Below are 20,612 nucleotides of genomic sequence, written 5' to 3' on the forward strand. Positions count from 1 at the left end.
CATTTGTTTAGCGTGCACACAGCATATTTACAATTACGCATGTCATAAAAAAAAAGAAGCTGCCCCGTTTACACGAGACAGCTTCTTTTTTTGTAAGGATTACTTAGTTAAACAAATACCGTACTCCCAGCTGCATTTGCCAAGTAGACGAAATCGCGTCTACCTGATATGCTTTACCAGTAGTAGGTGCTCTGAAGGAGTAAGCTCCGTTATTGTATGAGATCAGAGAAGAAGCCTGATTGCTCACAAAATATTGGCGTCCCCACGTTTTCTTCAATAGATTTCCAACATTAGAAATATCTGCGGAAATCTGCAATCTGTTTTTGGTCGAGCCGAAGGCAGTGCCCACATCCTGTAAGATTCTAAGATCGAAGTTGTGGCTCCATGGAGTTCTTGCACCGTTACGCTCTGCATAGTCGCCTTTTCTGGTTCTTAAATAGCTATCACCATTAATGAACGCTTCAAGAGCTTCCCACTGTGCAGCCTGCGCAGCGGCATCTCCGCTAAACTTGATCTGACTTGCATTAGCAGGAACGAAAATCAGGTCATTTCCTGACTGGTTGTTCGTATCGCCGTTCAGGTCGTTTCCATAAAGGTATGTGAATGGCGTTCCTGAGAATCCTGAATAGAATAACGAGAAGGTGGTTCCATACAGATTATCTTTACCATAATTCACACGGTAGTTTAATCCCCCAACTAAACGGTGACGGATCTCATAGCTTGAAATAGCCAGTCCCGGATTGTTAGGGTCACCGGAAATCTGGTTGAACCTCCATGTTGAGAAAGCAACATCTCCTGTACCGCTGGTAACATCTCTTGCCTGTCCGTATGTATAACCAAAATTAGCATTCAGTCCCATTGCAAAAGCCTTTTGAAGCTGTGCTGTCAACGAGTAGGTGTACCCCTTATCCGTGTTGGTTAAATACATCACGTTAGTAAATTTGCTATTTACCTGAGCTTTGTATACTGGACGGTTATCGGCACCACCTGTCAAAGCAGGATTAAGCGTTCCATTTTGCTCAATATTTAAGTCCTGGAACAGGATATTATTAAGCGTCTTGGAGTAAATACCTTCTAACGTTGCGGTGATTTCACCCGGTAATCTAAAGTCAGAAGCAAGATTCACACGCATCACCTGAGAGAATTTGAAATCCTCATCGATAAGGTTAATTGTTGCACGTGAAGATACTTTACCTGCCTGAGGCTGGCCATTGATAGTGACAGCAGACTGATTATAAGGATCTGCAATGAACCTATCCGGATTAGCTGCGGAAATGCTTCCCTGTGTCGTTCCTGCATTGGTAAACTGGTTTCCTACCCAAACAAAAGGAACTCTACCTGTGAATATCCCGAAACCTCCTCTGAACTGCAATGAACGCTCTGCGTTTGCAGCATAGTTGAATCCAACTCTGGGTGAAAACATCAGAGATGACTTCGCTTTTCTGTCGGTACGCTGACCTGGAAAAGCAGCTTCAACATCTGCATTAGCTGCCGGCGTATCGAAGATCAATGGGATGTCAACACGAAGCCCACCTGTAACTTTCAATCTATCAGAAAAAGTATACTCATCCTGCGCATAGAAGGCTAGCTGTCCTGCACCGAATTTAGCCTGTGGTAATTCACCACCAGGAAGCAATGAGTAGTTGGAAGACATACTTAGCGCTCTTCCTGCCTCAAAATCATCAATATTATTAAAGGTCCAGTTACCATACAGGTTACTCATGAACAAGTTTCTGAACTTATAGAACTCATTGTGCGTACCAAAAGTAAATGAGTGATTACCTGACAAGAATTTCACGTTATTGGTAACCTCGAATATAGTTTGATCAAGCTCATTAGCTACGTTATTGTTTTGAGAACCAATAACCGCTCTGTTTCCTGAAATACCGTCAATATTATTGATCGTAACCATTGGAAACAATTCCCCTTTGGTCTGCGCTTTATCCTTAATCGATGTATGTCCAAGGATCAGGTTATTCGACCAGCCTGAAGAGAAAGCACTTCTTAATTCTATAGCAGTAATATTCTGCGTACTCTTTTGAGATTGACCGTTGTTAGAGAAATGAAATTCAGTAGCACTTCGCGTTAACTTATCAGTATATCCGCTGATATAGTTGTGACGAACCATCAACTGATGTTTATCATTAATATTCCAGTCTAACCTGGCGAATAATTTGTCGCTATTTGTGCTCTGCGGATTTGCTCCTGTGTAAGAACCCACATTGTAACCATAACCATTCGCAATGCTCGCAATCCTGTCTGCTGTAGTTCTGCTGATTGCAGCTCCTGCATCACCGACATTGTATGTAGATGGATTATCTTGCTTGGTTTGCTCAGCATTGACGAAGTAAAACAACTTGTTTTCGATAAGCGGTCCACCTACGCGCACTCCATACTGATACTGATGGAAATTATCATATCGCTTGTTTGTCACCGGATTCTTTCCTTCAAGATCCTGGTTCCTTACAAAGAAATAGGCTGATCCTTCAACCTGGTTGGTTCCTGAACGAGTCACCGCATTTACACCCGCTCCTGTAAAGTTTCCGTAAACCACATCGTAAGGTGCCAAGACTACCTGAACCTCCTGTATGGCATCCAGAGAAATCGGCTGCGCACCCGCCTTTGCACCTGGAGCGGGGCCGCTGAGTCCAAATAAATTCGTATTTGTCGCTCCATCAACAGTAATATTGGTGTACTTATAGCTAGCACCACCAAAACCGTAACCGCTGCCGCTTGACTGTGGAGTTAAACGAGTAAAATCGCTTAACGATCTGCCAACAGATGGAAGAGATTCAAGTTGATCCTTGCTGATCGTGGTTGAGGCTCCGGTACGTCTGCTATTTAATAGTGGATCAACCTTACCCGTTACAACAACTTCCTGAAGTTCACTCCCTTCACCTTTCAAAGTAACATCGAAAGAAAAAGGCTCACCTAATTTAAGATAAGCATTCGACAGCGATTCCGAGTTCAAGCCAAGGAAACTGATTCTGATCGTGTAAGGACCTCCGATTCGCATATTGGAAATGCTAACTCGTCCTTCTGAGTTAGTAGAAGCTCCATATTGCGTTCCTGTTGGCCCGTGAACAGCTTTGACGGTGGCACCGATAAGGGGCTCCCCTTTCGCGTCTTTTACGGTTCCGGTTAAACTACTTGTCGTAACCTGGGCCTTCACTGAGGCAAATCCAAGCAATGCAACAAGCGTAAAAAGTAAAAACTTCTTCATAAATTTTAATTAATTCTTAATTCTGTGAATTATTGCCGCAAAGATAATTACGATTTTTAGATTTTTGGAGAACTCTACATGAATTTAATGTTAAGAATTACATGATTTTTCCGTTTTCCTTATATTTTTTCTATCAAACAGGCTTGTTTGCTACAAATCATTTCAAATTTGAATCTAATACTCGTCGATTACACATTCTTCACGCATGATCTCACAGGAGCTTCTTTTCAAACCCATACCCCCTCCCAGCACCCTTATTTAATTCGTTTCTAAAAACCACATACAATTTGTAAATTTGACCGTTTTAACATTTTATATAAGAAATTCATGAATTACGACTTGATAGTTATCGGAAGCGGACCCGGCGGTTATGTTGCTGCAATTCGAGCTTCACAACTTGGACTTAAAACAGCCATTATTGAGCGCGAATCGTTGGGCGGTATATGCCTTAACTGGGGATGTATTCCAACAAAGGCCCTTCTGAAAAGTGCACAGGTATTCGAATACATCAATCACGCTTCTGATTACGGAATCAAGGTTCAAGGCGGAGAAGCTGACTTTGGTGCTGTAGTTAAACGCAGCAGAGGCGTTGCAGACGGCATGAGTAAAGGCATTCAGTTTCTCATGAAGAAGAACAAGATCGACGTGATCATGGGAACCGCAAAAATCAAAAAAGGCGGCAAAGTTGAAGTTAAAGCTGCTGACGGTTCAGCCAAAGAATATACTGCTAAACATACCATCCTGGCAACAGGGGCCCGCTCTCGCGAACTCCCTAACCTGAAGCAGGACGGCAAAAAGATTATTGGATACCGCCAGGCGATGAATTTGCCTGAGCAACCTAAAAGCTTGATCGTTGTGGGTTCTGGTGCAATAGGTATTGAATTCGCTTACTTCTATAACGCAATGGGCACGAAAGTAACCGTTGTGGAATTCATGGACAGAATCGTCCCTGTAGAAGACGAAGAAATTTCAAAGCAACTGGAGCGCAGCTTAAAGAAAGCGGGTATTAATATCCTGACAAGTGCTAATGTAGAATCTGTAGATACTTCAGGAGCTGGTTGCAAAGCGCAGGTCAAAACGGCTAAGGGCACCGAAACACTTGAAGCGGATATCGTCCTTTCAGCTGTAGGTATCACGCCAAATATCGAAAACATCGGTCTCGAAGAAACCGGCGTAAAAACAGAAAAAGGCCGCGTACTGGTAGACGACTTTTACAAAACGAACATTGAAGGTGTTTACGCTATCGGTGATATCGTTAAAGGTCAGGCACTCGCTCACGTAGCGTCTGCGGAAGGTATCATCTGCGTGGAGAAGATCGCCGGACATCATCCGGAACCTTTGAACTATAACAACATTCCTGGATGTACTTACTGCTCTCCTGAAGTAGCTTCTGTAGGATACACAGAAAAGGCAGCGAAAGAAGCAGGATTTGAAGTTAAAGTAGGTAAGTTCCCGTTCTCTGCATCTGGTAAAGCAAGTGCAGCCGGAACAAAGGATGGTTTCGTTAAGGTGATCTTCGACGCGAAATATGGAGAGTTCCTTGGTGCTCACCTGATTGGTGCTAACGTAACCGAAATGATCGCCGAAGTGGTGGTTGCCCGCAAACTGGAAACTACAGGTATGGATATCGTGAAAACGGTACACCCTCACCCTACCATGAGCGAAGCGATCATGGAAGCTGCGGCTGACGCCTACGGAGAAGTGATCCATTTGTAACTACACTTTTTTTAACATATCAGAAGACCTGCCTGCGAGCAGGTCTTTTTTTTAGACCTGAATTTTTACGCTGAGAAACCATGAACTTATATGCTATTGTAAACGGATATTTTAAACTGGACGGGGGTGCCATGTTCGGGGTCGTCCCGAAAACGATATGGAGCAAGATAGTCCCCGCAGATGAAAACAACCTCGTCAGACTGGCTATGCGCTCTCTGCTTATTGAGGATGAAGGACGGCTAATCCTGGTAGACACAGGTATCGGAGACAAGCAGGATCAGAAGCTGATGCGTCACTATTATCTGCATGGGGATGATTCTACCGACAAATCATTAGCTGCTCATGGATTTTCAAGAGACGACATCACCGATGTCTACCTCACCCACCTTCACCTTGATCATGCGGGTGGTGCCGTAAAAATCATCAGCGGCGAATATCTTCCTGCGTTCTCTAATGCTAAATACTGGACCAACCAGTCTCAATGGGACTGGGCAATGAATCCCAATGATCGCGAAAGGTCATCTTTTCTGAAGGAGAACCTCCTCCCTCTACAAGAGCATAAGGTCTTGCATTTCCTGAATTCTGACTCTCAGGATCAGCTTCCAAAGAGCGTTTCTACGCGTATAAGCTCCGGTCACACCGAGTCGATGATGATCCCAGCCTTGCAATACAAGAACAGAACAGTCGTCTATATAGCAGATCTGATTCCAACAGCAGCACACATTCCGGTTCCCTACGTTCCCGGATATGACGTCAGTCCTTTACTAACCATGAAAGAGAAAGCAGTATTTTTAACCGAAGCACTTGATAATGAATATATTCTATTCTTCGGACATGATGCAGACATCGAATGCTGCACTTTACAAAGCACCGAAAAAGGTATCCGTGTCAGGGAAACCTTTCCTATATCTGCGATTTAACCCCAATTAGCGCATTTTCATGTTGCTATTTGATTTTGAATTAATAATTTTATTAAGAATATTTAACAACTTTTTTATCTTAAATGTTGTTATTGCACTAATTGGAATTAACGATCAGAAAGGGGTAGCGTACTATAAATGAGGCAACTTAAAATTTCTCAGTCCATAACCAACCGTGAGTCACAATCACTTGACAAGTATCTCCACGAGATTGGCAAAGTAGATCTTATCACAGCAGAAGAAGAAGTTATTCTTGCTCAGAAAATCCGGGAAGGCGACAGAGCCGCACTGGAAAGGCTAACTAAAACCAATTTGCGCTTCGTGGTCTCCGTAGCGAAGCAGTATCAAAATCAAGGGCTCACCCTCGGCGACCTGATCAATGAAGGCAATCTGGGTCTGATAAAGGCAGCAAAACGCTTCGACGAAACCAAAGGCTTCAAATTCATTTCTTATGCTGTATGGTGGATCCGTCAATCTATCCTACAAGCCATCGCTGAGCAGTCCCGCATCGTCAGACTGCCGCTTAATCAGGTCGGTTCTTTAAGCAAAATCAGCAAAGCATTTTCCAAGCTAGAGCAGGAGTATGAGCGGGAGCCTTCTCCCGAAGAACTCGCAGATACGCTGGAGACCACAGTAGACAAGATCTCTGACACGCTAAGCAATTCAGGCAGGCATGTGTCCATGGACGCTCCTTTCGTTCAGGGAGAGGAAAACACGCTTCTCGATGTGCTGGAGAATTCAGATCCAAACACCGACAGTATTTTAATTAATGAGTCTCTGGCTGAAGAAATAAAACGTTCGCTCCAAACCCTGACAGACAGAGAGAGAGAAATCGTCTCCCTGTTCTTCGGAATAACGAATAATCAACCGCTGTCTCTTGAAGAAATCGGGGAGCAGTTTAACTTAACCCGTGAGCGCGTGCGTCAGATTAAAGACAAAGCCCTGCAACGCTTAAGGCATACATCCCGAAGTAAAATTCTCAAGTCCTATTTAGGATAGAAGCATTAAGATATAAAAGGCTGCCTTCGGGCGGCCTTTTTTAGTATCAGAACTTTTTCATAACTTAATATAAGAAACCAATTATAGTCCTTCTTCGAAGAGTGCGCCTGCACTTAAGTGCACAAAAACAGGCGTCATCCAAAAAACGAAACCGCAGAAGCAAACCGGCACAATTAGGAGAAAAAACAGTAAGAATTGCCTATGAAACTTACTCCTCACGCATAATAAGTGCAAAACACATGCACATTCTTGCAAATAACTAATCAAAAGACGAACAAACACTAAGAAACTTTCCCAATGAATCGCTAACTTACATCAACTTATCTCTTTCACCAGAAAAACTACAACATTATGAGAAAACTGCTACTCCTATTAACACTTGGAATGAGCATCTGCTTTTCCAGGGTTACGGCACAACAGATAACGGTAAACGGCAGGGTGGTCTCCGCCACAGATGACATTCCGCTACCGGGCGTATCTGTCAAAATTAAAGGGACCACCCAGGCAACAGGTACCGGCAACGACGGAAGATATTCCATCAGAGTAAACCCGGGGCAGATTCTGACGTTTAGCTTCGTTGGGCTGGTAACGCAGGAAATCAGGGTCGGCTCACAAAGAAGCATCGACGTACGCCTTCAGGCCGACGCGACAACCTTGAAAGAGGTAGCCGTAACAGCTTTTGGACGAGAGCAGCAAACCAAGAGCCTCGGATTTTCCACTCAAAATGTAGGATCGAGAGAAATTGGAGAATCACAGCAGCCTAACTTAGTAAACGCCCTGCAGGGGAAAGCCGCAGGTGTCCAAATCACAAATTCAGGAGGCTCACCCGGAGCGTCTTCCAATATAATCATCCGGGGAGGAACATCCCTTAGTGGTAATAATCAGCCCCTGTTTGTAGTGGATGGTATTCCTGTCGACAATACCACTCCGGTTTCACAAGGCGGACTGGCAGCAGGAGTCGCCCCTGCATCCAACAGAGCAGTCGATCTAAACCCAGAAGACATTGCAAGCGTAACGGTCCTGAAAGGTCCCGCAGCAGCTGCGCTATACGGAATACGGGCCGCCTCTGGTGCTATAGTAATCACCACAAAGAAAGGGTCTGGCGGATCACCAACTGTCTCTTACAACACAACTTTTTCAACTGATAATGTCAACAAACTGCCGGAGCTCCAATCCCGGTACAAGCAGGGAGAAAGAGGGGCGTTCAGCACTACTGCAGCCAATTCATGGGGTCCGGAATATGCGACAACGGATCTTGTATATGATAACCTCGGCGATTTCTTCAAAACAGGATTTACCCAAAGTCACGATATCTCGGTGAGCGGGAACACCGAGAGGAGTACTTTTTATGCCTCCGCCTCCTTATTTGATCAGGGCGGAATTGTAGACAAGACAGACTTTGCCAGAAAGTCGGCAAGGTTTAACGCAGACACAAAGGTCGGCAAAAAGCTAACCGTAGGAGCAAGCGCAAATTATATTCAGTCTTCCAGGAACTATTTTTCTCAAGGCAGTTCAAATGGCATTATGGGTGCACTTTTCTGGCCTCGCAGCGATAACATGAAAGAATATCTGGACGAGAACGGCAACCAGCGTGTTTTAAGTACCACCGGAAATGACAATCCATACTGGACAACCCGAAACAAACCTATAACAAGCGATGTAAATCGAATTCTGGCGATTGGAAATGTCGTATATGATCCCTTCGATTTTCTGAACATCACCTACCGCCTGGGAACCGACTATTATACGGACGACTTTCAGAGCGTACGCGGCGCAGGAACAATTGTCACAGGTGAAGAAAAAGGTGCTATCGCCAAAGCGATCAGCACAAATCAGGTAACGACATCTACATTACTTGCCACTGTTAAAAAGTCTTTTGCAGACCAATTCAATGCAAGCTTTACAGTAGGACACAACATAGAAGACTATAGAAGAAACACCACTACATCCACGGGAGTAAACTTTTATGACCCAACCTTCCCCAGCCTGAATAACACGCCTACCGCCACCAGGACTGTCAGCAACCGACTGGAAAGAAGGCGAATCATCGGCCTCTTCGGAGATTTAAATCTGGATTGGAAAGAAATCATATATCTGAACTTCAGAGGGAGAAATGACTGGTCGTCCACGCTCCCTGTCAGCGACAGATCATTTTTTTATCCTTCTGTAAGCACCTCTATCATCCTTACAGATCTTCTGAAAGAATTAGGATCGACCGCCGAAAACAACTTCGTTTCCTTCGCCAAACTCCGCGCTTCGTGGGCGAGGGTTGGTAAAGACGCCCCTGCGCATGTGCTGGCAACAACGCTCGGAACCACTACGAATACTTCCACAATAAACCCACGGGGCTTTATCACTAACGTGAATGAAAACTACGGCAATCCGGCCCTTCGACCTGAGTTCACCAATTCCATTGAGTTTGGTGCCGATCTGAAGTTCATCAACAACAGGTTAGGGCTTGATGTCACATACTACAAAACGAATTCCGATGATCAGATATTGAGCATCCGCACCCCTCCTTCCTCCGCTTCTTTCCTTGCCTATTTAAACGGCGGTCGCATCGAGAACGAAGGAGCTGAGGTTATACTGAACTTTCAGGCGCTCACAAGCACTGATTTAAAATGGACGATCGATGTAAATTACAGCATGAACAGATCTAAAGTGAGCAACCTCCCGGGTAATATCGACCGCGTTGAACTGTCTGACGCCTGGGTCGACAATAACGCAGCCCAGGGCGCCGCGTTTTTGAATGGCACCATGTACGGAATAAACGGAAGAGTATGGAAACGGAATGCCGAAGGCGTATTACTCATTGGAGACACAGGCTATCCGCAGGTTCAGTCTACGTATCAACTGATCGGTGACAGAAATCCGGACTGGTTGGGCGGTATAACGAACACCTTCCGGTATAAGAACGCATCCTTTTCCTTCCTTTGGGACTTCAGAGTTGGGGGCGACATCTATAATGGGACTCAAAATGCACTGGTTCGTTCTGGTTTAAGCAGCAAGACGCTTGACAGAGGCAGCATGGTATTTGAGGGCATTGTGGAGTCAACCGGACAACCGAATGCTAGATCTGTTGAGCTGACTCAAGACTACTATCAAACTATCTATGCCAACCAGGGTTATGACTTTGTCGAAAACGGAAGCTGGGCACGCCTGCGATATGCAACTTTTGCATACAGCCTCCCTACCTCGCTACTTGCCAAAACCCCCTTTAAAACACTTCAACTCTCATTAACGGGCCGCAATCTTGTGCTGATTACCGATTATTCAGGTGTAGACCCCGAAGTATCCGGCAGTGGCGCCGGAGTGGGCGGCACCGGCTCCTTTGGATTCGACAATCTGGGAGTTCCTGCTACCCGTGGATTTGACTTTGGCCTTAAATTGACCTTCTAACACCTGCAACGATGAGACAACATATGAAACGAAATATACTTTTATTAGCTGCTGCACTCATAGTGAGCTCATGCGATAAATATCTTGATGTAAACGTGGACCCCAACAATCCCACGAAAGTTCCGGCGGCAAGTCGTATCGCAGGGGCGATTACCACTTCAAACGGAGCTTCCCTCTGGAGGGGAGCACGTGAAATCGCTGGCGTAACGCAATATGGCGCCACAAAGCTCAAAACCGGCACCAACCTTAACGCCGAAACATGGCGTTTCACCGCGAGTTATTTCCTCTGGCAAAACGCTTATGTGTTTACCATGCCTAATTGTGTAGACCTTATCAATCTGGGCGTAGAAGAAGGAAATCCCCACTTTGTGGGAGTAGGAAAGACCCTTCTGGCTATGAATTTCGGCTTGCTCACTGATCAGTATGGCTCAATTGTCCTGGATGAATACTACTCCGGTAAAGCGCAGATCAATCTGACCCCGACCATGCAGGATCAGCAGACCGTCTACCAGCGAATTGACCAAATGCTGGACGAGGCCATAGCGGCGTTCAATGATCCTTCAAATAAAACCGGTCTAAACGCCAATGGCGGTGACATCATGTACCAGGGAGATGTAGACAAATGGAAGCGCTTCGCCTGGGCTCTCAAAGCGAGATACTTGAATCACCTCTCCAAAAAATCAAGCTTATACAACTCCGCACGTATAATTGAGGCTTGTCAAAATGCATTCAACAAGGATGGCATGGATGCACAGTTCGCTTACATTAAAGGCGCCATGGTTACTGATCAAAACCCCTGGGCAAGCTGGGGCGGCTTCACAAGTGCAAGCGACCCGAGATACTTCGCCTGGACACAGTTTTTCGTTGACATACTCAATACGCTTCCGGTCACTAATACCGCGTTTCAAGATCCCAGGATCAGTAAGATCATGACACCGGCCACTTCCGACGGACAATATCGAGGATTAAAACCCGGTGCGGGTCTCGTGGGCGGTCAAAACGGCACGGGACAGAAAACTTCCGAAAATGACTACGGCAGATTCAGCCAGAGCGGATACTACACAAATCTGGATTCGCCATTCCCCTTTATTACCTACTCCGAAGTGAAACTCATCGAAGCGGAGGCACGCCTGAGATCCGGAGATCAGCCAGGGGCGCTAGTGGCCTATGAAGAAGGAGTTAAAGCAAACATGAGAAAACTCGGAGTCAGTGCTGCAGATATAGACAGGTATTGGCAAGCACAGTTAACCAATGGCGTGAATGCCCATTTCGGTAATCTGACTCAGGGCTTAAGCCATATCATGCGGCAAAAGTATATCACGCAATGTTTAAATCCTGAAACATGGGTTGACATGAGAAGAATGGATTACAGTCAGCAGATCTACGGACCTGGCTTACAGCGTCCTGCAAACATCAATGCCGTAATATTCGATGTCGATAACCCAACGCAGTGGATCCAGGCCATGGTATACGAAACCAACGAACAAAATCGTAACCCGGAAGCTGTTGGCGACAATTCCGAAAGGTTCCGCTTACTCACTCCTCTTTGGTGGAATCAACCGGAATAATATGGCAGAAAGAACATATGATAAGTATGTGAGATCGTTAGTCCTGGCTGGGTTATTACTGTCTTCCTGTTCTTCGTCAACGTTTCGTATTTTCCACAAACCGATAGTATTTGACGATGAGCGAGAAAAATTATCCATTGAATACCTGCAGACCCGCCACGGAATAAAGAAAGACAGAGCAACCATTCAACCCAGAATGGTTGTTCTGCACTGGACGGCGATTCCTGACATTGAGCGTACTTTCCATGCATTTTATTCAGCTACCTTGCCGGAAGCCAGAAAAAGCATTTCCTCAGCCAGTACTTTGAATGTATCGTCGCAATTCCTGATTGACAGGGATGGCACCATTTTTCAATTACTGCCTGATACAGTATTTGCCAGACATGTGATCGGCCTGAACCACTGCGCTATCGGCGTGGAAAACGTCGGAAGCAGTAAAAGCCCCCTGACCCGGGCACAGCTAAGGGCAAACGAAGATCTTGTCAGATACTTAAAAACAAAATACAATATCGACTATCTGATTGGACACTATGAATACCAAAAGTTTATAGGACATGAGCTTTGGAAGGAAACCGACTCCTCCTATCTCACCGTAAAAACAGACCCAGGGACGAGATTCATGAGAAAAATCCGAACACGTTTAAAAGACCTGCATTTGAAAGGAGCACCCTAACTGAACCGTTGTTTAACAACGATTAAATTCCTAATTTGCTTAGGTGAAAATTTATCTGCAATTCTTCCGGTTATACTACGTTTGGTTTGCCATTGGATGGATTGCGGCCTTATATGTTTATGTCGAGTCCATTTCACTTCCTGGCACTATTGCCGTGAAGGCCTCCCTGTATCTCATATTATATTACACCAGTATTTTCGATGTTCGAAAGTACTGGCCTTACTTTCAAAACAACGGCTGTAGCACCACTAGACTCTACGTAAGCTCTTGCCTCGTTGATTTTATCGCATTTTTGCTGGTAATGACTTTCATAAATCGCCTGTTATATGCTGGAAGCTGATAGCATTGCATTGGCATTCGGCAGCAAAGATATCTTGTCAGGCTGCTACATCTGCTGTAAGCCCGGCGAGGTGGTTGGCCTGCTGGGTCGAAATGGCTGTGGCAAGTCAAGCCTTCTAAAAGTAATTTTCGGCACGCTGAGCCCTCAATTTAAACATTTAACGCTCGAGGGTAAAATGATTTCCTGTTCCTACCTCGGAGGAAAAATAGCATACCTTCCACAGGACAACTTTATGCCCCGCTTTTTCCGGGTAAAAGATGTATTGTCCGAATGCAATCCCCAACTGATCAGCGATGATATCAGCCAGAAGTACGCAGACCTATTGAAGATGAAGCTAACGGATGTTTCCGGAGGCGAGCGCCGCTTTCTAGAGTGCCTTTGGGTCCTTTCCAGACCGGCTGATTACATTTTACTTGACGAACCCTTCTCTGAAATCGCACCCTATCAGGTTGAAATCCTACAGGATATTATTCGCAAATTAGGAGAAACCAAGGGGATTATTCTCACAGACCACATGTATCAGCCCCTACTGGAAGTGAGTGATCGCATAGTTCTGCTTCACAATCACGCTGCCTACAACATTACAACAGAAGAAGACCTAATCCTATATCAATACATTCCTCAATACTGAGGCCGGTCTAATATCGCTTTCTTAATCACCGCATCCCGCATATTAAAGTCATAGGCCATATCGGCTGCATCAAGATTATTGATTCGATCTGATATAGTCACAGTAGTGGGAATAACGCTCTTCTGTTTTCTCGTCGACTTTGGCTTAACGTACTCGGCATAAGCAGGTTGTTGATAAACCGACTCATATTTAGGCTCATGATGATCAGGATGACGGACCTCTTTTACCAAAATGGGCTCAGGCTCGGTATACGAAGGCCGTGAGGGCGGTGGAGTAACTTTCCTTTCCCAAGGCGATTCCTCTTTTTCAGGGCCCTGAGCCGCGTCCCAGGGTTTCGCCGGATTTCTCTTCTTAGCTTCTTCCTGCGCCTTTTTCAGGTTGTTGTAAAACCCGTATATTACATAGGCTATGGCGAACAAAAACGGTAAGTACTCTCCCATCCTTTAAAGTTAAGGCTTAAATACCGATTCTCATAATTCGTAGTAATTTCATTACTTTGCCACTCGAAAAAACGCCCCGTAAGGGGATTGAGGGATAACATAAGGGGAAATGCAACTAACGCGGTTGGAAGTCAAAGGCTTCAAAAGTTTTGGGGATAAAATAACAATCAATTTTAACGAGGGGATTACAGCGATAGCCGGACCTAACGGCTGCGGTAAATCCAATGTCGTAGACGCTATCCGCTGGGTACTTGGCGAGCAAAGCACAAAGATGCTTCGCTCTGAAAAGATGGAGAACATCATCTTCAACGGAACAAAAACCCGTAAACCATCCCAATTGGCAGAGGTTTCTTTAACCTTCGACAATACTAAAAACATCCTCCCTACTGAATTCGCGCATGTCACGATCACACGTAAACTATACCGCAATGGCGACAGTGAATACCGCCTGAACGATGTACAGTGCCGCCTCAAAGACATCAATGACCTCTTCCTTGATACCGGCATAGGATCTGACTCCTACTCCATCATCGAACTCCGCATGATCGACGAGATCATCGCCAACAAGGAAGGATCGAGAAGGGGCCTCTTTGAAGAAGCCTCAGGCATCTCTAAATACAAGCTGCGTAAAAAGCAGACCTTCAACAAACTCCGCGATACAGAGACGGATCTCAGCCGTGTCAACGACCTTTTGTACGAAATCGAGAAGAACATGAAAACCCTGGAGAACCAGGCCAAGAAAGCTGACCGCTACTACAAGCTGAAGGAGCAATATAAAAATCTCAGTATATCTCTCGCATCTTTCCATATAACCGGATTCCGCGACTCCCTCGGCCGCATTGCATCTCAGGAAGAACACCAACTGGCTGAGAGAACAGCGTTGATTACGAAGCTCGAAAACCTCGAAGGCTCTCTACACGAACTTAAAACGGAGAACCTGACCCGCGAGAAAAACCTCTCCGCTCAGCAGAAAGCGAGTAACGAATTCATTTCAAAGATCCGCACTTTCGAAAATGAAAAGAAGATAAAAAACGAACAGCTGAGGCACCTTCAGGACAAAGAAGATCGTTTGAATAGTGAGCTCCTTAAGGATAAAAATCAACTCGACAGCGTCGTATATAACATCAAGCGCCTTTCCGAAGAGCACCTTCAAGAACAGGAAAATCTGCAGACTTTAGAGTCCGCACTCTCTTCGAGAAAAATGGAGCTCGACGAGCTGCGCCTTCAGCAGCAAACGGCAAAGCACAAGCTTGACCAGTTTGCCAAACAAAACAGCGAACTGCAGAATCAGGTTTATACTACCGAAAAAGATCTGACCATCCTGAAGATCCAGCGCGACGCGCTCTATGAAGAAAGCAAACGTCACCTTGAAGACACGCAGTCCAGAGAAGCGGAGCTCAACGAATTCAATGTCGCTATAGAGACGCTCGACAAACAGCTCGAATCAAAAAACCAGGAATTTTCCGAATTAGAAGAATTTGAAAGATCCCTTAATGATCAGATAAAATTTTCGGAAGAAGCGATTCTCCATACCCGCGAACAGCAATCAATACAAAGCCGTAAATTGGATGCACTTCGTAACGAATATAACCTGACAAAGTCTCTGGTTGATAGTCTCGAGGGATTTCCCGAGTCCATCCGGTTCCTGAAAAAGAACACGACATGGGCGAAAAAGGCACCACTATTGTCAGATGTCCTCTTCTGTAAAGAAGAATACCGCGTTGCTATCGAAAACTACCTGGAGCCGGTCATGAATCACTATGTGGTCGATTCACAGGCCGAAGCGGTCCATGCCATACAGCTCCTGAGCAGCGCTTCTAAAGGCAGAGCAAATTTCTTCATAATGGACGCCCTGCAAAATCTGCCCGAGCCTGGCAAGGTTTCCATGGTGCCCGACAATGTCATCCCCGCTCTGAGCATTATTGAAACCGACTCAAAATATTACAGACTTTGTCACCAGCTGCTTCGTAACGTCTATCTGGTGACTTCTCTAGACGAGTCTGGAATCGCCGAAACCTTACCTGATCAAAATGTTGTTTACCTAAGCAGCACCGGAAGATATAGCAAGAGCCGCCTGACCATGTCCGGGGGGTCCGTTGGCCTCTTCGACGGAAAGCGTATTGGCCGGGCACGTAACCTCGATAAGCTTAGCAAAGACATACAGCTCCTTGATGTCGAGATCCAAGCCCTTAAAGACACACTCCAAAAGGAAATCCAGCGATTGGATAACTTAAGAGCATCTTCAAAGAAAACCGAAGTGAGGCTTCTGGAGCAGGATATCAACCGACTGAACAATGAGCGTATCACCCTGCAGACCCGTAAAGAACAGTATCTGACCTTTATTCAGAACAGCCAGAACCGCAAGCAGGATATCGAACAAAAGATGGAATCCATCAATGAAGAGCTCAGCATTGCAGAGCCTTCTTTAGCGAAGCTGAAAGAAACGCGACATGAGATGAGCTTGGAGCTGATGGAAAAGCAGCAGGATTACCAGGAACTCGCTGAGCTCGTAAACGAGAAGGCGAACGATTACAACCAGGATAACATCCGGTTCCATCAGCAGCAGAACAAAGTATCGGGCATTTTAAAAGATCTGGAACACCGTGAGAACCAGCAGGAATCTCTGGAAAAGAATATGGCCGGCAACACCCTTGATCTGGATAAATGCAAAGCTGCTATGACCGAAATCCTGGAGCATACTGACTTATCAGACGACGACCTGGCGAAAATGTATGCCCAGAAAGAGGAGTTCGAGAAAGGCGTAAGCGAATCCGAAAAAGAATACTTCTCTTCCCGTTCTCTGATTACCGAAACGGAAAACAGCATCAGCACCCTCAGAAAAAACAAAGAACACGCTGAACAACTGGCGGCCGAACTGTCTGCAAGAAAGAATGATCTTCGAATGGAGCTTACCTCCCTCAAGGAACGTCTTTCTGTCGAATTCGCTGTTGATATCGAGGATTTGCTTGATTCAGAAGTTCCGCAAGGAGAGTCAGAAGAAAGCCTCAAAGAAAAGACGCAAAAGCTCAAAAGGCAACTCGACGACTTTGGAGCAATCAACTCCATGGCCATGGAGGCCTTTCGCGAGATGACCGAACGGTATACCTTTATCCAAAAAGAAAAGAAAGACCTGGCTGAGGCGAAAGCTTCCCTGATGGCTACGATCAAAGAGATTGATGACACGGCACGCGATAAGTTCATGGACGCTTTCACGCAGGTGAGGGAAAACTTTGTTCGTGTATTCCGCTCCCTGTTCAACGAAGAAGACAGCTGCGATCTGATATTGTCAAACCCGCAATCACCTCTTGACTCAGATATAGACATTATCGCCCGCCCTAAAGGAAAGCGGCCTTTGTCCATTAATCAGCTATCCGGCGGCGAAAAGACACTTACAGCCACCGCCCTCCTCTTCTCACTGTATCTGCTGAAACCTGCTCCATTCTGCGTCTTCGACGAGGTCGATGCTCCGCTGGATGATACCAATATTGACAAGTTCAATAAGATTATCCGCAAGTTTTCCGCGGACTCACAGTTTATCGTGGTGTCTCACAACAAAAGAACCATCGCGAGTACCGACGTCGTTTATGGAGTAACCATGGTAGAACAAGGCGTATCTAAAGTAGTTGCGGTAGACCTTAGGGAAGTTGCTTAACCGGAACGTCAAACTTAAACATATCCTTATTGCCTTTCCGGTCAAGAGCCGTATTTAGTAATACACTGGCTCTGGCAGAAGACGTCCGCTCGATAGAAGAAACACCCGCAATTGTTCGCGTGCCGAAGCTCCCATATTCAGCATGGTAGAGTGCCTGTGCCAGACAATCTTCGGCTAATGAGCCAAAGGGTTCAAGCAGATCATCACGCTCCGATCTGTTAGCCGGAATACCTGAATAATAACGTCCTTCTCCTTTGCTATTCAAGGTCTCAAACGAAACAGCATACAGCTCCGTGTCAAAAATCGGGATCGGGAAGAACCCGACAGGCTTTCCATAGGTGTATTGTTCTCCAATTACCCATACCGGCAGATAGGGCTTAAGGCTATTGATCAGCAACTCACTCGCTGAGGCGGTACCACCTGTCGTAATAAAATAAATATTATTGAGATTCAACGTTCCTTTTTTGCTGATGTTAACCGGCGCGAACGCCGCTTTAAAATCCTTATCAGCGGCCAGGTTCTTGTTCATATTGTAGGTGTACATCACCTTACCATTAGCATCTGCCGGCGCCAGCAAGTCAGTCAGGTATTCTGCCGTCTGCACCGATCCTCCTCCATTATAACGAAGATCCACGATCATCTCCCTCACTCCGGCAGTTTGAAAATCAGCCATTACTGCATCGATCTTCACTTTCGTAGCGGTAGGTATATTTTTATTTTCGATCGAAATAAAGCTGTTGAATACAAAATAACCGACCTTCTTACCGTTACCTGTGGTATAAACTTTTGAAAAAGGAATCGGGTTGAGAGCATATTGCTTGCGTGGAAGGGTAACAGTAACCTCCGCATTATCGGGTTTTCTCAGCTTGAGTGTGATGGAGCTACCAGCTAATGCCTCAAGCAACGCCCTGAAGTTGTTGGACGATAAGGCCTTCTGACCGATATTCGTGTTTCCATTGATACTTATGATCCGCCAGCTCCTCTCGAGTCCCTCCGCACTTGCCGGAGAATTGGGCTGAACAAGCTTCACACGCAGATCATCCTCAGCAGTGTAACGGAGATCAAAACCAAAGTCACCCGCCAGGCCCTCCTGGATCTCTTCCGATACTGCCCCCGTACGATCAAGGAAACTGTAGCGGTCTACAGGTTGTCCGCCCGCATCTTTCTTAAATTGGGTAAGCGCGTCCAAAACATCCTCCCCCGTGTCATACTGCCTGGTGTTGAAAGAGTTCGGTAAAGCATCCTCCCACAGATAAACGAACTTGGTATAGAGATAAACGGAATCCTTTAGAAGTCCCTCTTTTTGTTCCCGGCTTAGTTCCGGTTCCGGACCTTCACTTTTCTTGCAGGCACTAAAAGTAAACACGAAGAGCCAAAGCACAAAAAAGGAGCGCAGCAGACAAGAAAAAGAAGTTCGTTTCATCTCAATATTTTCCTCTAAGTAAAGGAAATATTACACGCTAACAAACTCTATAGCAGCATTTTTTGCAAATAATTCGTCATCGCCGGCAGTTCCTATCAAAACCACCTCGCTAGCATCTAAGCTATTGTCCTTCAATATATTGATCAACACACCCGGCGCCGGCTTCGGCTCCAGCTCGTCTGTAAAAAACACCTTCAGGTAGTTCTCCAGACCGTTCCACTCCATGTGTCTGATCTTATTTAACTGCTGAATCGGATTTCCTGCCGTGACCAGGAAAATCTGTTTCCGGTCCACGGTAATCTGTTGCAGCAGATCAAGCATTTCCTTATAAAGAAGCAGCTTCAGCGGCAGCTTTGCCTCCCGATGCAAACGCAAAAAGTTCTCCCGGTACTTTTCATCAATGCCAAATACCTCCTGCGCGCTATCAAAGATCCCCTCTTTCCCCTGATGTTCATAGCTCTTCTGCATAAAAGCAATGAGATCACCGGCAGGCGGAACCGTCTCTATATACTCCAGAAAATTGGCAAAAAGGTAATACACCTGCAGCAGGTAGTCCTTCTCCGGATACAATACATTATCCAGCTCGAAGATAAAAGCCTTTTTCGACGGGTCGAAATCCGAATAGTTAATCATTACTCTTTCTCCAATGAATAGTCAGCGGGCGTCATGACTTTGATCCCGTATTCTTCAAATAACAGTCGCGCCGAAGCGAGTCCCGCGATCTCCTGCGGTCTCAGCGGATAAACTTCTTCCACCTCATGATCGAGACACAGGGCAAGAAGTTCATGGACGAATGAAGAAGCATTTTCATCCGGTATCTTCAGGAAGCGCTTGCTCTTCAAAAGAAAGGCAGGGAGCTCTGCCGAGTCGGCCAGAATGATCTCATCCGGACGGTTCAGAAACCGTTCCAGCTGATAGGCCTTTGATGTTGTTGCTCCGGTAATCAGAATATTCAATATCTATTCACTTAAAATTAATCCATCTTTCATGAAGACCTTGCGGTCTGACATTTCGCCCAGCTCTTCATTATGCGTCACAATAATGAAGGTTTGATTAAACTGGTCCCTCAGATCTTTAAACAAACTGTGCAAACTCAGTGCGTTCTCCGAATCCAGGTTTCCCGAAGGTTCATCCGCAAGGATCAGTGCAGGATTGTTGATCAGTGCGCGTGCTACCGCCACCCGCTGCTGCTCACCACCCGAAAGTTCCGAAGGCTTGTGTTCTGCCCGGCTGCTCAATCCCAGTAAATCCAGCAGTTCCAATGCGCGGACCTGCGATTCCTTCTTTCCCTTTTTAGCGATAAAAGCCGGAATACATACATTCTCTAATGCCGTAAATTCAGGGAGCAGGTGATGAAACTGAAAGATAAAACCCAGACGATGGTTACGAAAAGCACTTAGCTTGGCGGCCGAAAGTGAGGAAACGTTTATCCCGTCGACGACCACCTGCCCGGCATCTGATTTATCCAGCGTTCCCACGATATGAAGCAGGGTACTTTTACCCGCGCCCGAGGCACCGAGAATGGTCACAATCTCCCCCTTGGCGACGGTCAGATCGACTCCTTTCAGGATCTCCAGCTTGCCATATTTCTTGTAAATTCCTGTCGCTTGCAGCATCCGACGAAATTA

General features: G+C 45.8%; 14 protein-coding genes. 8 read left to right on the top strand and 6 right to left on the bottom strand.

Annotation, left to right across the window (positions count from 1 at the left end; translation table 11 throughout):
* Positions 1–103: 103 nt before the first annotated feature.
* Positions 104–3,223, bottom strand: coding sequence for a TonB-dependent receptor (locus tag B0I27_RS09055; protein ID WP_106292906.1), 3,120 nt, complete (start codon positions 3,221–3,223; stop codon positions 104–106).
* Positions 3,224–3,550: 327 nt separating this feature from the next.
* Here B0I27_RS09055 and lpdA point away from each other — a divergent pair, with 327 nt between their 5' ends.
* The 7 genes from lpdA (at position 3,551) to B0I27_RS09095 (ending at position 13,469) form a co-directional block, all read left to right on the top strand.
* Positions 3,551–4,939 (top strand): dihydrolipoyl dehydrogenase, encoded by a 1,389-nt coding sequence (gene lpdA, locus B0I27_RS09060; RefSeq protein ID WP_106292907.1) that lies wholly within the window; start codon positions 3,551–3,553, stop codon positions 4,937–4,939.
* Between the two features lie 80 nt (positions 4,940–5,019).
* Positions 5,020–5,859, top strand: a complete 840-nt coding sequence (locus tag B0I27_RS09065) for an MBL fold metallo-hydrolase (protein ID WP_106292908.1) — start codon at positions 5,020–5,022, stop codon at positions 5,857–5,859.
* Positions 5,860–5,997: 138 nt separating this feature from the next.
* Positions 5,998–6,858 carry a sigma-70 family RNA polymerase sigma factor gene (locus tag B0I27_RS09070; protein WP_106292909.1) on the top strand — a complete coding sequence of 287 codons (861 nt, stop codon included), beginning with the start codon at positions 5,998–6,000 and terminating at the stop codon, positions 6,856–6,858.
* Positions 6,859–7,209: 351 nt separating this feature from the next.
* On the top strand, positions 7,210–10,257 hold the full coding sequence (locus B0I27_RS09075; RefSeq protein WP_106292910.1) for a SusC/RagA family TonB-linked outer membrane protein: 3,048 nt from the start codon (positions 7,210–7,212) through the stop codon (positions 10,255–10,257).
* A 23-nt stretch (positions 10,258–10,280) separates the two neighbouring features.
* On the top strand, positions 10,281–11,825 hold the full coding sequence (locus B0I27_RS09080) for a SusD/RagB family nutrient-binding outer membrane lipoprotein (RefSeq protein WP_181276725.1): 1,545 nt from the start codon (positions 10,281–10,283) through the stop codon (positions 11,823–11,825).
* A 1-nt stretch (position 11,826) separates the two neighbouring features.
* Positions 11,827–12,498, top strand: a complete 672-nt coding sequence (locus tag B0I27_RS09085) for an N-acetylmuramoyl-L-alanine amidase (RefSeq protein ID WP_106292912.1) — start codon at positions 11,827–11,829, stop codon at positions 12,496–12,498.
* A 326-nt stretch (positions 12,499–12,824) separates the two neighbouring features.
* The gene (locus tag B0I27_RS09095; protein WP_106292914.1) at positions 12,825–13,469 is read left to right on the top strand and encodes an ATP-binding cassette domain-containing protein; all 645 of its coding nucleotides are present in this window, start codon (positions 12,825–12,827) and stop codon (positions 13,467–13,469) included.
* Here B0I27_RS09095 and B0I27_RS09100 read toward each other — a convergent pair.
* Positions 13,460–13,909 carry a hypothetical protein gene (locus B0I27_RS09100; RefSeq protein ID WP_106292915.1) on the bottom strand — a complete coding sequence of 150 codons (450 nt, stop codon included), beginning with the start codon at positions 13,907–13,909 and terminating at the stop codon, positions 13,460–13,462. The two genes, B0I27_RS09095 and B0I27_RS09100, sit on opposite strands and share 10 nt — an antisense overlap.
* A 109-nt stretch (positions 13,910–14,018) precedes the next feature.
* Here B0I27_RS09100 and smc point away from each other — a divergent pair, with 109 nt between their 5' ends.
* The gene (gene smc, locus B0I27_RS09105; protein WP_106292916.1) at positions 14,019–17,561 is read left to right on the top strand and encodes a chromosome segregation protein SMC; all 3,543 of its coding nucleotides are present in this window, start codon (positions 14,019–14,021) and stop codon (positions 17,559–17,561) included.
* Here smc and B0I27_RS09110 read toward each other — a convergent pair.
* The 4 genes from B0I27_RS09110 to B0I27_RS09125 are packed head-to-tail and all read right to left on the bottom strand — an operon-like array spanning position 17,545 to position 20,600.
* Positions 17,545–18,984: a S41 family peptidase gene (locus tag B0I27_RS09110; RefSeq protein WP_106292917.1), complete on the bottom strand. Its 1,440-nt coding sequence runs from the start codon at positions 18,982–18,984 to the stop codon at positions 17,545–17,547. The genes smc and B0I27_RS09110 overlap by 17 nt on opposite strands.
* A gap of 30 nt (positions 18,985–19,014) precedes the next feature.
* Positions 19,015–19,617 (bottom strand): HAD hydrolase-like protein, encoded by a 603-nt coding sequence (locus B0I27_RS09115; protein WP_106292918.1) that lies wholly within the window; start codon positions 19,615–19,617, stop codon positions 19,015–19,017.
* Complete coding sequence (locus tag B0I27_RS09120; RefSeq protein WP_106292919.1) at positions 19,617–19,940, bottom strand: ATP-grasp domain-containing protein; 324 nt, start codon at positions 19,938–19,940, stop codon at positions 19,617–19,619. Before B0I27_RS09120 ends, B0I27_RS09115 begins: the two co-directional genes overlap by 1 nt.
* Positions 19,941–19,943: 3 nt before the next feature.
* On the bottom strand, positions 19,944–20,600 hold the full coding sequence (locus B0I27_RS09125; RefSeq protein ID WP_106292920.1) for an ABC transporter ATP-binding protein: 657 nt from the start codon (positions 20,598–20,600) through the stop codon (positions 19,944–19,946).
* Positions 20,601–20,612 lie beyond the last annotated feature (12 nt).

Source organism: Arcticibacter pallidicorallinus (assembly GCF_003002875.1).
Taxonomy (GTDB): domain Bacteria; phylum Bacteroidota; class Bacteroidia; order Sphingobacteriales; family Sphingobacteriaceae; genus Arcticibacter; species Arcticibacter pallidicorallinus.